Below are 13165 nucleotides of genomic sequence, written 5' to 3'. Positions count from 1 at the left end.
GTCCGGCAGGGCAAGGCCCTTTACATCGGGGTCAGTGAATGGACCGCCGATCAAATCCGAGCCGGACACAAACTGGCCGAAGAACTGGGCGTCCACCTCATCTCGAATCAGCCCCAGTACTCCATGCTGTGGCGCGTCATCGAGTCGGACGTCGTTCCTGCGTCGGAAGAGCTCGGTCTGTCCCAGATTGTCTGGTCCCCCATCGCCCAGGGCGTGCTCACCGGAAAATACCAGCCCGGCCAGGCGCCGCCATCGGGCACCCGTGCCACGGATGAGAAGGGCGGGGCGGACATGATCAAACGCTGGATGTCCGACGACGTTCTCACCGGGGTGCAGAAGCTTCAGCCGATCGCGGAGGAAGCGGGGCTGACCATGGCCCAGCTCGCCATCGCCTGGGTGCTGCAGAACCAGAACGTGGCCTCGGCCATCATCGGAGCTTCCCGCCCGGAACAGGTCGAATCCAATGTGAAGGCAGCCGGTGTCACTTTGGATGCCGACACCATGTCCCGGATTGACGACGCCGTCGGCTCCCTGGCCGAACGCGATCCGGCGCTGACCAAATCACCCGAAACCCGCGAAGCCTAGCGGCGGCGTCCTAGCGAACATTTGGCGCGGTTGTTTAGAAGTTGCCGACGTCGGCGGAGGGTTGGAGCGGCTGCTTAGCGCCCGTCGTCGTCGCCGAAGTCACCCGGCGGGACGGCACCTCCGCCGTGAGTGTGCTGCTCTTCGGTAATCGAATCGGCATGTTCGTCCGGGATGGTGGCGCCGCCTCCCGGCAGACCATCGTCTTCTTCCTGCTCCGCGTCGGCTTCCTGCTCAGCGTCAGCGGGTTCCTTGTTGTCCGCCTCGCACTCGTCGTCGGCCACGTTTTCCCCGGCTTCATGCTGGGCCGCTTCATGGCCTCGTTTAGCACGTAGGATTTCGTCCTGCTCATTAAGCAGGTTTCCGCCGACCATGTACGATTCGTGGCCGGGCGCGGATCCTTCCGTCATCTCGGTCTCCTTCCCTAGACCAGGCTCTCTTTTTGCTGCCGCGAGATCTCCGTCGATCCGCCGCAGTTGGAACAGCTGACCTGATACTGCCGCCGGAACGTGAAGAGCGGGACGAAGAAGAGCGTGAACCGGCTGGCCCGCTCTTGCAGCCGTTGTTCGGCATGCTGGTGGCAGTACCGGCAATTGCCGGGCCTGACAGACAAGGTGTTGAAAACAGTCTTGACACCAAATAGAACGAACATCTGTGCCTCCTCGGTCGCTCCCTTACGGAGCAGCCTCAGCATATCGTTTGAACAGTGCCAGCTGGTCACCATCAGCCTCTGCGACCGCGGCACGGATTTCATCCGCCATATCGGCCAAGTCTTCACTGACCACGACGTCGGCCGTGATGGTCATCCGTACGTTGTCGCCGTCCTTGGCAAAGTCATAGCGATACGCCGTCTGCACATCGCCCTCGCTGGTGGTGAGTGTGATGCTCTGTTCCGGATCCAGCGCCGTAATTGTCGCCGTCCGCTGATGCCCGTTGGAGCTGTAGTCGATGGCCATGCCCAATTCCGGCCGCCCCTCCGCATACATATGCGTCACTCCGGGCATCCATCCCGAAGCCGCGTCCCAGTCGATCAGCAGCTCCCAAGCGCGGGTGAACGACACATAAATCAGTTCGGTGGCGGTGAAGGCAGTGTTTGCACCCATAGCTTGAATCATGCCTTGCATGGCCGACGCTGTGAAGAGCGACGGGTTCAAGGCCCACCGGTATGGGCTAAGCCGTTGACCTAAGCGGCCGGAATCAGGCTTTAGGTACCCAGGCGAGCTGGACCGGCGTCGAATTGCCGTCCCAAGTACCGGTCATGATGCGGGTGCCGGTGGTTTTGCCGCTCAGATCGAGGACGCGGTTGATGGCCAGGCCCTCGGCTCCCGTCTTGATGGTGGTGACATCGCCCGCCGTCGTCGGTTCTGCGATGTTACGTTCCGGCATGTCATTTCCGGGTGCGCCGCTGACATCGATCCTTGCGGACGTTGGTAACTCCTCGAGCTTGCCATCGTTATCGAGATACTGCGTCGCCTGCGGTCGGCCGGCGAGGAGAGTCCCAGCCAGGGCGGCGGCATAGACGGGATCGCCACAGGCATCGTAGACCCATCGCTGGCCCAGTACCGAGTGCTCCATGGTGCCGATCAGCCACTCCCCGGCATCCTCCAGCGGCGCGCCACGGTAGGTCAATGGAGCCTGAAAGATTTTCGTCCCGGCCCTGACAAGGTGGGTTTCGACGCCGACTTCGCCGTTGGAGTCATCGAAACGGAAGGAGCCAACCAGTTCCAGCTCCGCCGGGTCACCGTCGAACCACGATTGGGACGGCAGCCAGTGAGTGAGAAGGTCCAGTTTTGTCGGTTTCAAGACCGCATCGTAAATGATCGCCATCGAACCAAGCCTAGGTGATTGGCACGACGACGGCGGCACCCGGGTGAGTGCCGCCGTCGTCGTTTGGGTTGTTTGTTGGTTAGACAATGTTGTCGCTACTTAAGCAGGACTCGCTATTGCTGACAAGAGCATCCGGCTGTGGATGAGCTGCACGACATTGGGTCGAATTGTCCGGTTCGAACACCTTTCCGTTCCCGTTAGAGTGAGCACCGTCCCCGATCCATGGAAAGAATCGATATGTCTGCAATACCTCGTTCATCCGACGCGCCCTCCTCTGGCGAGCGTCCGCTGGAAGGCGTCCTCGTCGCCGACTTTTCCCGCGTGCTGGCCGGGCCGCTCGCCACAATGACGTTGGCAGATCTGGGTGCCCGTGTCATCAAGGTGGAACGTCCGGGGGCCGGAGACGATACCCGCAGCTGGGGACCGCCATACTCCGCCACCGGTGCCACATACTTTGAGAGCGTGAACCGGAATAAGGAATCGGTTTGCCTCGACCTCACCCAACCAGCGGACCTGGTTGCAGCCCGGGAGCTCGCGAACCGCGCCGATGTTCTGGTGGAGAATTTCAAACCAGGAACTTTGGCCAAACTCGGATTGGGCTACGAGGAGTTGGCAACCGGGAACCCCGGGCTCATCTACGCCTCCATCTCCGGCTTCGGTTCCGCGGGAGGCGCTGACCTTCCCGGCTACGATTTCATTGTCCAAGCCCTCGGTGGACTCATGAGCATTACCGGCGAGGCCGATGGTTCCCCGTACAAGGCTGGCGTCGCTCTCGTGGATGTGCTCACAGCCAAGGACACCGCCATCGGAGTCCTCGCCGCGCTTAACGCCCGACATGCCTCCAATCACGGAAGCCACATCGAGATGAATCTGCTCTCCAGCCTGCAGGGAGCCCTGGCAAATCAGGGCCAGGCGTATCTCGGCGCGGGCAAAGTCCCACAGCGCATGGGCAATAAGCATCCGTCGATCGTCCCGTACCAACTGCTGGCCTGTGAAGACGCTCCGCTGGCGGTGGCGTGCGGCAACAACGGGCAGTTCAGGCGCCTCAGCGAGGTGATCGGGTTGCCTGAACTTGCCGAGGATGCGCGGTTCGCCACCAATGACGCACGTGTGCAGAACCGTACTGTGCTGATCCCATTGCTCGAGCAGGCCTTGGCTGCCCATCAAGCCTCGCGCTGGCGGGAGAAACTGGCCGGAGCCGGGGTTCCCGCTGGCCCGGTGGCGTCTATTGATGAAGGCCTCGATTATGCGCAGTCGCTGGGTCTCAATCCCACCATTGACGTCAACGATGCGGCCGGGAACGCCGTAGGACGCCAGATCCGCAACCCCATTTCCTGGTCTCCCGCGTTCGAACCTCCAACCTCTGCACCGCCTGCCTTGGGCGAACACACGCAAACCATCCGGCAATGGCTCAACGCTCCGGAGGAAGGTTCAGAACCCACGACGCCGTAGCGCCAGCCAGAGGTGGGCGGAAACGTCCGGATCGTCGAGGCTCACACCGAGCAATTTCTCAGCCACACTCATGCGATGGCGGAGGGAGTTGCGGTGGACGTCAAGGGCGCGGGCGGCTTCTTCCCAGTGTCCGCGGTGACGCAGATAAGCCGCCACGGTGCCGAGAAGATCGGCGCGAGTATAGCCAGCCAGCGAATCCACCCAGCGGTCGGCCCTGGAATCTTCATCGCCGGATGCCCCCATCAGGTATCCGGCCGAGGCCAGCAGCGCCGCCCGTCTGAGGGCGCCGGCTGCCCCCGCCACGTCGGCCAGCGAAAGGGGCCCGGTCCATGCGGCGCCGATCTCCGCGGCGGCCGACTCTTCGGTGCGGGGCTTCGCAGCTGGCAGCGCCGGCAGCCCGGCATCGCGGTACTCCGGTTCTCCGGTCTGCTCCCCGTAGTCCCATGGACCGCCGTCGGCGTTGGCGCCGGCGGTTCCGTCGCCATGCGGCTGAACTGCCGCCGTCGTATCCAGCAGGAAATACTCCAGGGCATCCTCCCTGAATCGCAGCCGGCATCCGGCCAATGCCTGCCATAGGAAAGAGGTGTCCTCCTCCGAGCGGAGACCGACGGCAGACGCCTCCGTGGGTTCCGAGGCGCCGGTCTGGACCGCAAGAACACGTACACGTTCCGGCAACGGCCCGACTCCCACATCCACCGCGAGCAGTCGTGCTGCTTCCACGTGCCCGCGGACCACCAGCTTGGCGACGGCTGAGCCGAGATTGGCAGCTGTTGCGGTCAATTCCTCTTGTTGCCGGGCCTTCAGCGCCAACAGCACGCAGACCGTCATGATGATGTGCCGGTCGGCTTTGGTCAGGGTGCGGCCGGATCCGATGGCCAAAAATCCCACAATGGTCCGCTCCACAACAATGGGATATTCGACGACCGGGCTTCCGTGCAACCAGAATGTGGCAACTGAGTGGGCGCCTGCCACGTTCAGCCGCGCAGTCTCTTCACGCAGGTTCGGCAGCAGCCCTCTTGCGCTGGCCGGCCAGAGCGTCGCTTCACCTCCGTCATCCGGAAGATAGGCCGCCCAACCACCGAGCGCATGAGCCAGACCTTTCACCACGGCGGGCAGCGCATCGGGCCGCATCACCGCGCGTGCCAGGGCCGTCTGTGTACCGAGGCTCGCGATCAGATCCGCCTGCCCGCTGCGTGCGGCCAGATCCCAGAACGCCCGCGAAACGTCCAGGAAGGGAACACCATCGGGCACGGCGAACAGTTCCAGCTTTCCGGCAGCACAGGCCTGCACCAGCTCCGGCGGCACAATGTCCAGGCCTTCCCCGAGTCCCAGCCCGAGCGCAGCTACACCTCTTGCCGCCAGCCTTTCCACATAAGCTTCGATTGTGGCTTGCGTACCACCGAGGGGAATGCCCGTCGTCAGCAGCAACTCGCCGCCCTCAAGGTAGGTGGTGGGGTCCTCCAGTTCCGAGACGTGCACACCCGTCAGTTGCACTCCCGGTACCGTCCCTGGAGATGCGTGTTCGAGGGAACTGCCAAGTTCGTTACTGAGTTGGGCAAGAGAAACCATGGCCTGATTATCCAACACGGAGCCATCATTTGGATAAAGCGTCCCGTGAACGCCAACGAAGTCCCCGCTAGCGTTGTCCCCATGACTGACTCACGATCATCCGCTGCCGCCACCGCACTTTCCTACCTCCCCCAGAGCCGCCACCTCGCGACCATCATCCCCGGGCCGCGCTCCAGCGCTCTGCACCGGGAACGGCAGGAGCAGGTGACGGACGGATTCGGCACAGTTCTGCCGGTCTTCATCGACCGGGCCGACGGCGGCATCCTGCAGGATGTGGACGGAAACCGGCTGATCGACTTCGCCTCCGGCATCGCGGTCACCAGCATCGGCGCCAGCAACCGCCGCGTCGGCGAGCGCGTCGCAGCCCAGCTGGAGAGGTTCACGCACACCTGTTTCATGGTGACCGAGTATGAGTCGTTTACCCAGGTGGCGAAGTGGCTCAACGAGCATGTTCCCGGCGACTTCGAGAAGCGCACCGCCCTGTTTTCCACTGGCGCCGAAGCTGTGGAGAATGCCGTCAAGATCGCCCGCTCGGCAACCGGCCGCAGCCGTGTGCTGGTATTCGACGAGGCGTACCACGGCCGTTCCCTGATGACGATGGCGATGACGGCCAAGGAGAACCCCTACCGGCTCAACTTCGGACCGTTCCCCAACGAGATCGTCCGCGCCGCGTCGGCTAATCCGTTGCGCCCGGCAAATGCCCCCGCCAGCGGTGCGGGTGCCACGGCAGGCAACAACGACGATGGCGCTTCCCCCGCTGGTGCCGGTGTCGCAGCTGCCGCTTTGGCGTCGGTGGAAGCAACCCTGCTTGAACACGGCCCGGACAGCTTCGCCGCCATGGTTATCGAACCCATCCAGGGTGAGGGCGGCTTCGTTGTCCCGGCCCCCGGATTCCTGAAGGGACTGCGCTCGCTTGCCGACAAGTACGGCATCGTGCTGGTCATGGATGAGATCCAGGCCGGAATGGGCCGCACGGGAACACTGTTCGCCAGCGAATACGAGGGTGTTGCCGGTGACATCACCCTCACCGCCAAAGCCTTGGGAGACGGAGTGCCACTCAGTGCCGTGACCGGACGGGCGGGGCTCATGAACGCGGTCCACGCCGGTGGTCTCGGCGGAACCTATGCTGGCAATCCGCTTGCCTGCGAAGCCGCCCTGGCCGTGTTTGAGGCGTTCGAGGACGGCACCCTGCTGGCCAATGCACAAGCCATCGAGGAGACCGTGCGCGAACTGCTGGAACCGCTGGTGGCCGAGACCGGCGTCGTGGCCGAATTCCGCGGACGCGGAGCCATGCTGGCCCTTGAGTTCGCAGACCGCGGCACGCTGGAGCCCCGGCCGGACCTTGTCCGGGAAGTTTCCGCCCGCTGCCACCAGCAGGGAGTCTTGACGCTGAGCTGCGGAACCTACGGCAACGTTATCCGCCTTCTGCCGCCACTGGTGATCAGCCAGGAACTGCTCCGTGACGGCCTGCAGGTCCTGCGCCAGGCAATCATCGACGTCGCCGTCGGACAACCAGCACGGGAAGATACCGCTCCGTCGTTCGCCTAGCACCGCCGTCATCCGCAAAGAACGCCACACCGCGGACCTCCTCCTACCCGCACCGGCGGCATCCCCCTCCCCTCAACTTCGACGAAGGAAACCACCATGTCCTATGACCACGATTTGATCGACATTGATTCGCTCCTGACCGAAGAGGAGCAGAGGCTGCGCAAGGAAGTCCGTTCCTTTGTGGACAGCGCCATCAGGCCGAACATTGCCGGCTGGTACGAGGATGCCGTTTTCCCGCTGGAGATCGTTCCCGAAATGGGCCGGCTCGGCTTGCTGGGCATGCATCTTGACGGCTACGGCTGCGCCGGTCGCTCCGCCGTCGAATACGGGCTGGCGGGCGCCGAGCTGGAGGCCGGGGACTCCGGTTTGCGGACGTTCGTCTCGGTCCAGGGCTCGCTGGCGATGAGCGCCATTTACAAGCATGGCTCGGAGGAGCAGAAGCAGGAGTGGCTGCCGCAGATGGCCGCCGGCGAGGCGATTGGCTGCTTCGGCCTCACCGAGCCCACGGCCGGATCGGATCCCGGTGGCATGCGGACATTCGCCCGGCGTGACGGCAATGATTGGATCCTCAACGGCTCCAAGCGCTGGATTGGCTTGGCGTCCGTTGCAAAGGTGGCGGTCATTTGGGCCCAGACCGACGACGGCGTCCGCGGCTTTGTGGTCCCGACCGGCACCGCCGGGTTCAAGGCGACGCCGATAGAGCAGAAGCTGTCGATGCGTGCCTCCATCCAGTGCGACATTGAACTCACCGACGTCAGGCTGCCCGCCGAAGCAACCCTGCCCGAGGCCAAGGGGCTGCGCGGGCCGTTCGAATGCCTGAACGAGGCCCGGTACGGCATCATCTGGGGCTCCATGGGTGCCGCGCGCGACGCCTGGCAGGCCGCCGTCGACTATTCGAAGGAACGCCTCCAATTTGATAAGCCACTGGCCGGATTCCAGCTCACCCAGGAGAAGCTGGTCAACATGGCGCTGGAGATCAACAAGGGCTTCCTGCTGGCCCTGCACCTGGGCCGGTTGAAGGACGCCGGGCAACTGCAGCCGCAGCAGATTTCCGTCGGCAAGCTCAACAACTGCCGCGAGGCGATCAACATCGCCCGTGAATGCCGTGCCATGCTGGGCGGCAACGGCATCACCCTCGACTACTCCCCCATGCGCCACGCCAACAACCTCGAATCCGTGCGCACATATGAGGGAACCGATGAGGTCCACACCCTCATCCTCGGTCAAAAAATCACCGGCATTCCCGCCTTCCGCTAAAGCGGCCGGACCATTTGAAGGAGTCGCTATGACCTCCGCAGTACAACTGCAGCACTATGTTGACGGGGCCTGGTTCGACGGCGCCGGTTCGGCCATTGCCAGCTACAACCCTGCCCGGCCGGGAGAGATTGTCGCCAAAGGTTTGCAGGCCGGGACCGAGGAGGTGGAGCGGGCGATGGCAAGCGCCGCCGCCGCGAAGCGGGAGTGGGCCCCACCCCTGCCCATGAACGCGGCGCCATCCTGCTCCGGGCAGCGGCCGTCATCGAACGTTCGGCCGACGAGTGGGGCCCGGAGCTCGCCCGCGAGGAGGGCAAAACGCTGGCCGAGGGCAAGGGCGAGGTGCTGCGGGCGGCGCAAGTCTTCCGCTACTACGGCAATGAGGGCGACCGCACCGCCGGCGAAATCTTCTCCTCCCCGCGGCGCGGCGAGAACATCCTCGTCACGCGCAAACCGTTGGGGGTCATTGGCGTCGTGACGCCATTCAACTTCCCGATCGCCATTCCGGCCTGGAAGATCGCGCCGGCCCTCGCCTACGGCAACACCGTCGTGTGGAAACCGGCCAGCACAGTGCCGTTGCTGGCAATTCGGCTGGCCCAGGCCCTCGATGAAGCAGGGCTTCCGGCCGGCGTCCTCAACCTGCTCATAGGTCCGGGTTCCATCGGCAGCAGCATCGTCGAGCATCCGGAGCTGGACGGACTAACCTTCACCGGCTCCACCAATGTTGGTCGCCGTCTTGCCGCGGAAGCTGCCGGGCGGGGCGTGCCGATCCAGGCCGAGATGGGCGGCAAGAATGCCGCCATCGTATTGGCCGACGCTGATCTGGACCTCGCGGCCGAACAGGTGATGCTGGGCGCTTCTCGTTCCACCGGTCAGAAATGCACGGCGACGTCGCGGCTGATTGTGGCCGACAGCATCGCCGATGAATTCCTGGCCATATTGAAGACGCAGGCCGAAGCACTGGTCGTGGGAGATCCGGCCGAAGGTGAAGTGCAGATGGGACCGGTCGTCAACGACGGCGCCCGCAAGAGCATCCGCGACGGTATCCTTGAGCTTCCAGCTGAACGGCAGCCGGACCTCTGGACCGAGGAACTGTTCGGTCCGGTGCTGGCCGTACGCCGCGCCGCCACTGTGGAAGAGGCTTTCGAAGTGGCCAATGACAGCGAATTCGGTCTCTCCGCCGCCCTCTTCACCCAGGATGTGACCATGGCGCTGGAAGCGGTCGACGAAATCGATGTCGGAACCCTGCACGTGAACTCAGAGTCGGCCGGAGCAGACCCACACGTGCCATTCGGCGGCGCGAAAAAGAGCGGCTACGGACCCAAAGAACAAGGCACCGCGGCCCGGGAATTCTTCACCCACACCACCACGGTCTACCTGCGCGGCGGCGCGGCCGGCGCCTGCTGACAGCTCGAGTTAGGATTCGATGATGACGACACCTTCGGCGGACAACACCCAGTCACAGTCATCCGGCTACGGCCAGGCAACGGCCACCGTGCAGTTGGAGGACGACCGTGTCCGGGTGACCGAGTGGCGTTTTTTGGCCCAGGCTCTCAGACCGGGTGGCACAAGCACGAGCTGGACTATGTGGTGGTTCCGACCATCGCCGGGCACATGACGTATGAGACGGCCGACGGCGGGGACAGCCGCGAGCTGGTGGTCGGTGCGTCCTACTCCCGCCCGGCCGGTGGCGAGCACAACGTTATCAACACGACCGACGCGGAATTCGCGTTTGTGGAGGTCGAACTGAAGTAATCCGCTCAGGACCAGGCAACCACCAGACGTGCTGCTTCATGCGGAACCGTCACGTCGATTCCGGTCAGATCAGTAAAGCGGCGCAGCCTGTTCATCAGAGTGTTGCGGTGGCAGAAAAGCCGGCGGACCGAACCCGCCACACTGCCGGTGGCCAGATAAGCCTTGGCGGCCTCCACCAAGCGTTCACGCTCGACCGGACCGCATCCGGCCAATGCCTTCTCCACGTCGCTGGCCACGGGCATCCCTGCCTCCGCCAGGCGCAGCCGCGCGATCCTGGTCCACGACTGCTGCAGCGTCAGTGCACAATCGTCGTCGTCCTCCATCAGGCTGGCAAGCTCGCGGGCAAAGCGTGCCGCAGACGCCAACGAAGCCAGCCCTGCAGTCCGCTCCACCAAGCCGCAGCGCTGTCCACGGATCCTCGCTACTATCTCACGCGCCGCCGAGCCTGCACGGTCGTCCGCCGGCCAGAATACGATGAGTTCATTGGCCATTGGATGCGTCAATATTTCGCTCCCCGCTCGGGCAGCCACTGCGACGGCGATGCGCAACGCGGCGGCGTCGTCATCCAGCGCAACAGCAACTCCCAGGGCGGTGTCCTGTTCGATGCCGATTTCGGCGGAAATGCGTGCCATCATCTCCGGTCCCGGAGATTCTTGACCGAAAATCGCCGCCACGTAGCCCTGACGGATCGAAGCCGCCTCGTTGAGCATCCGCTGTCGTTCGGCCACGTAGGCCGCCTGGGTCTGGCTGGCATAGGAATCGACCACATGCCATACGTTTTCGGTATGACGTACCAGCAGCGCCGCATCTGACTCCGCTGCCAATGCAGTCAACTCCGTCCAAAGGATAGAGAAGTCGAGCCGGATTGCCGTCATCAACGATTCGATGGGGATATTGGCGCGGGCACGGGAGACCCCGACGTCGATGGCTTGGGCGAGGCGGACCTCCTCCACCCGCGCCTCGTCGACGTCGTGCCGGAGGCCCTCGATCAGCGCTGCGAATGAGGACGCACCGGTGCGGCGGATCTCGCTGGCCGGCAGCATCCCATTCCGGTAGTCCGCAATCTGCAGAACCCGTCCCAGGAAGGTATCCGTCAGCCGGTCCACGTCAAGGTGCTCGAGCAGTTTGTGCCAACGCTGCGCTTCATCGCTTTCAACCGATCCCACAACTTGCAACGCAGAAAAATGCTTCATCACTCAAGAATATGTGCTTTTGCACAAGTTGGATGCCAAAAGCGGTGAGGATTCGGCATGACGTGACCTGCGTCTCTTCGCCATACTGGTATGAACTGTGCAGCGGAGATCACATTCGCGCGGGCACCACCTTGAAACATCACCGAGTGCGGAGGCACATATGACTGACCACACAGCCGACATGGAGGGCACGGCCCGGACCGCGACCCTGGAAGCTGGTGCCACACGGCAAATCTCCGACAAGGAGGCCACCAAGGTAGCCATCGGCGCCATGGTCGGTACGGCCATGGAGTGGTATGACTTTTTCCTCTTCAGCGCCGCCGCCGCTCTGATCTTCAACGTTCAGTACTACACGAGTGAAAACGCGACGGCCGCCGCCCTGGCCTCCTTCGCAACCTTCGGCGTCGGGCTGGTTGCCCGGCCGCTCGGTGGCATGTTCTTCGGCGCCATGGGCGATAAGCTCGGCCGGCGCAAGACCCTGTTGATCACCATTGTGGGCATCGGCGCGGTTACCGGTCTCATCGGCCTGCTGCCGACCTACGCCGCCATCGGCGTCGCCGCCCCAATCCTGCTGGTGCTGTTGCGCATCTTCCAGGGCCTGTTTGTCGGCGGTGAATGGTCCGGTGCCATGACGATCGTGGTGGAGAACGCTCCGCTGAAGCGTCGTGCCCGGTACGCCGCCTTGCCACAGATCGGTTCCCCGATCGGCACCATCCTCTCCTCGGGTGGTTTCTTCCTGATGACCGTCTTCTTCTCACAGGAGAACTTCTTCGCTTTCGGCTGGCGCATCCCTTTCCTGGCCGCTTTCCCGATGCTGCTGGTCGCACTGTACATCCGGAGCCGGCTGGACGAATCCCCGGTCTTTACTGAGCTGATGGAAACCGGCCAAACCGAAAAGACCCCGGTCCGCACCGTGCTGGTCAAGAGCTGGAAGCACATCATCGTCGGCATGGCTGCCGCCCTTCTTGGCGTCGGCGGCTTCTATTTGGTGACGGCGTTCGTGGTGTACTACGGCGTCTCAATCCTCGATTACTCTGCCTCACTGATGCTCCTCGGCGGTCTCGTCGCCGCCGTCGTCGAAATCCCCGTACTCATCGCCGGCGGACGCCTCGCGGAACGGTTCGGTGCCAGCAAGGTGATTACCTATGGCGGAATACTGTCCGCGATCGTCGCCGTCCCCGCGTTCATGATGATCGCCAGCGGTAACGACGTCGTTGTGGTCCTCGGTATGACCGTTGCGGTGGCCACGCTCTCCTTCCCCTACGCCGCCTCTGGAACTCTGATGACCGGCCTGTTCCCGGCCACCACCCGCTACTCCGGCGTGGGCCTGTCCCAGAATATCGCCGGCATGCTCAGCGGTTTCGTACCGCTCATGGCTGTGGCCCTGGTCGCCTCCGCTGCCAACCATTGGTGGCCGGCCGCAGCAATGCTGGTGTTCCTGTCCCTGTTCACAGCTGTCGCCGGTGTCATCGCACCACGGATGAGCGTGGACCTGCCGGGCTTCAAGCACTAGCGGCGAAGATGAAGCTCGACCTGATCCTGACCGATGCCAACATTCTCACCCTGGAACCAAGCCGCCCCACCGCGCACAGCATTGGAGTCCTCGGTGGACGGATAGCCGGATTCGACGAAGAACTCGATGGCTGCACCGCGGCCCGCGTCGAAGTGTTGGACGGAGCCACCGTGGTTCCAGGTTTCATCGACGCGCACTGCCACACCACCTGGTGGGGCCTCGGCCTGGCCGCGGTCGACCTTGAACCAGCCCGCGGCCTCGAGGAGCTCTACGCTCTGCTGGAGGCCGAAGTACAGCGCCTTGAGGATCAGCCGAACGCCTGGGTGAATGGGACGGGTTTCAACCACAAGAACCACGACGGCGGGTTCCCCGACATTGACCGGCTGGACGCCATCACCGGAGACCGGCCGCTCTACCTGCGGCACGTCTCCGGCCATCTCTCCATCACCAACACCGCCACATTGCGGCTCCC

At 63.7% G+C, this 13165-nt stretch carries 14 protein-coding genes; 8 read left to right on the top strand and 6 right to left on the bottom strand.

The genetic code is table 11. The features are described from left to right. On the top strand, window positions 1-585 hold a 585-nt coding region (locus Y707_RS0117810), incomplete at its 5' end, for an aldo/keto reductase (protein ID WP_026536075.1). A 74-nt stretch (window positions 586-659) separates the two neighbouring features. Here Y707_RS0117810 and Y707_RS0117805 read toward each other — a convergent pair. The 4 genes from Y707_RS0117805 to Y707_RS0117790 all read right to left on the bottom strand — a co-directional run bounded on the left by Y707_RS0117805 (window position 660) and on the right by Y707_RS0117790 (window position 2409). After that, entirely contained in the window at window positions 660-992 is a 333-nt protein-coding gene (locus Y707_RS0117805) for a hypothetical protein (RefSeq protein WP_026536074.1), read from the bottom strand. A gap of 14 nt (window positions 993-1006) precedes the next feature. Beyond that, window positions 1007-1234 (bottom strand): zinc-ribbon domain-containing protein, encoded by a 228-nt coding sequence (locus Y707_RS0117800; RefSeq protein ID WP_026536073.1) that lies wholly within the window; start codon window positions 1232-1234, stop codon window positions 1007-1009. 22 nt (window positions 1235-1256) lie between these two features. Beyond that, the gene (locus tag Y707_RS0117795) at window positions 1257-1685 is read right to left on the bottom strand and encodes an SRPBCC family protein (RefSeq protein ID WP_026536072.1); all 429 of its coding nucleotides are present in this window, start codon (window positions 1683-1685) and stop codon (window positions 1257-1259) included. A gap of 94 nt (window positions 1686-1779) precedes the next feature. Continuing rightward, entirely contained in the window at window positions 1780-2409 is a 630-nt protein-coding gene (locus Y707_RS0117790) for a CG0192-related protein (RefSeq protein ID WP_026536071.1), read from the bottom strand. Window positions 2410-2646: 237 nt separating this feature from the next. Here Y707_RS0117790 and Y707_RS0117785 point away from each other — a divergent pair, with 237 nt between their 5' ends. Further along, on the top strand, window positions 2647-3861 hold the full coding sequence (locus Y707_RS0117785; protein ID WP_173401471.1) for a CaiB/BaiF CoA transferase family protein: 1215 nt from the start codon (window positions 2647-2649) through the stop codon (window positions 3859-3861). Here the strand turns inward: Y707_RS0117785 and Y707_RS0117780 are convergent. Further along, complete coding sequence (locus tag Y707_RS0117780; RefSeq protein ID WP_026536069.1) at window positions 3841-5430, bottom strand: PucR family transcriptional regulator; 1590 nt, start codon at window positions 5428-5430, stop codon at window positions 3841-3843. The two genes, Y707_RS0117785 and Y707_RS0117780, sit on opposite strands and share 21 nt — an antisense overlap. Before the next feature lie 81 nt (window positions 5431-5511). Between Y707_RS0117780 and Y707_RS27255 the strand changes: the two genes are divergently transcribed. From Y707_RS27255 to Y707_RS27245, 4 genes are all read left to right on the top strand, one after another. Beyond that, on the top strand, window positions 5512-6978 hold the full coding sequence (locus tag Y707_RS27255; protein WP_051442163.1) for an aminotransferase class III-fold pyridoxal phosphate-dependent enzyme: 1467 nt from the start codon (window positions 5512-5514) through the stop codon (window positions 6976-6978). Between the two features lie 96 nt (window positions 6979-7074). After that, on the top strand, window positions 7075-8235 hold the full coding sequence (locus Y707_RS0117770; RefSeq protein ID WP_026536068.1) for an acyl-CoA dehydrogenase family protein: 1161 nt from the start codon (window positions 7075-7077) through the stop codon (window positions 8233-8235). Between the two features lie 204 nt (window positions 8236-8439). After that, window positions 8440-9639, top strand: coding sequence for an aldehyde dehydrogenase family protein (locus Y707_RS27250; RefSeq protein WP_253905242.1), 1200 nt, complete (start codon window positions 8440-8442; stop codon window positions 9637-9639). Window positions 9640-9762: 123 nt separating this feature from the next. Next, entirely contained in the window at window positions 9763-9987 is a 225-nt protein-coding gene (locus Y707_RS27245) for a cupin domain-containing protein (RefSeq protein ID WP_253905241.1), read from the top strand. Between the two features lie 5 nt (window positions 9988-9992). Here Y707_RS27245 and Y707_RS0117755 read toward each other — a convergent pair whose 3' ends face one another. Beyond that, a complete protein-coding gene (locus Y707_RS0117755; RefSeq protein WP_051442162.1) occupies window positions 9993-11180 on the bottom strand; it encodes a helix-turn-helix domain-containing protein in 1188 nt (395 codons plus the stop codon). A gap of 181 nt (window positions 11181-11361) precedes the next feature. Here Y707_RS0117755 and Y707_RS0117750 point away from each other — a divergent pair, with 181 nt between their 5' ends. Together Y707_RS0117750 and Y707_RS30115 are read left to right on the top strand one after the other, a co-directional pair. Next, entirely contained in the window at window positions 11362-12693 is a 1332-nt protein-coding gene (locus Y707_RS0117750) for an MFS transporter (protein WP_026536066.1), read from the top strand. A gap of 8 nt (window positions 12694-12701) precedes the next feature. Beyond that, a partial coding sequence (locus tag Y707_RS30115) for an amidohydrolase family protein (protein WP_035782443.1) occupies window positions 12702-13165 on the top strand: 464 nt, incomplete at its 3' end.

Origin of the sequence: Arthrobacter sp. H14 (assembly GCF_000520495.1) — a bacterium.
GTDB lineage: Bacteria > Actinomycetota > Actinomycetes > Actinomycetales > Micrococcaceae > Arthrobacter_C.
Note: the sequence above shows the minus strand (reverse complement) of the source record. Positions and strands in the feature narration are given on the sequence as shown.

What these genes read in the sequence shown, in the direction of transcription:
- Y707_RS0117805 (WP_026536074.1), bottom strand. Translation starts at nt 992, where the DNA reads ATGACGGAAGGATCCGCGCCCGGCCACGAATCGTACATGGTCGGCGGA.
- Y707_RS0117800 (WP_026536073.1), bottom strand. Translation starts at nt 1,234, where the DNA reads ATGTTCGTTCTATTTGGTGTCAAGACTGTTTTCAACACCTTGTCTGTC.
- Y707_RS0117795 (WP_026536072.1), bottom strand. Translation starts at nt 1,685, where the DNA reads ATGGGTGCAAACACTGCCTTCACCGCCACCGAACTGATTTATGTGTCG.
- Y707_RS0117790 (WP_026536071.1), bottom strand. Translation starts at nt 2,409, where the DNA reads ATGGCGATCATTTACGATGCGGTCTTGAAACCGACAAAACTGGACCTT.
- Y707_RS0117785 (WP_173401471.1), top strand. Translation starts at nt 2,647, where the DNA reads ATGTCTGCAATACCTCGTTCATCCGACGCGCCCTCCTCTGGCGAGCGT.
- Y707_RS0117780 (WP_026536069.1), bottom strand. Translation starts at nt 5,430, where the DNA reads ATGGTTTCTCTTGCCCAACTCAGTAACGAACTTGGCAGTTCCCTCGAA.
- Y707_RS27255 (WP_051442163.1), top strand. Translation starts at nt 5,512, where the DNA reads ATGACTGACTCACGATCATCCGCTGCCGCCACCGCACTTTCCTACCTC.
- Y707_RS0117770 (WP_026536068.1), top strand. Translation starts at nt 7,075, where the DNA reads ATGTCCTATGACCACGATTTGATCGACATTGATTCGCTCCTGACCGAA.
- Y707_RS0117755 (WP_051442162.1), bottom strand. Translation starts at nt 11,180, where the DNA reads ATGAAGCATTTTTCTGCGTTGCAAGTTGTGGGATCGGTTGAAAGCGAT.
- Y707_RS0117750 (WP_026536066.1), top strand. Translation starts at nt 11,362, where the DNA reads ATGGAGGGCACGGCCCGGACCGCGACCCTGGAAGCTGGTGCCACACGG.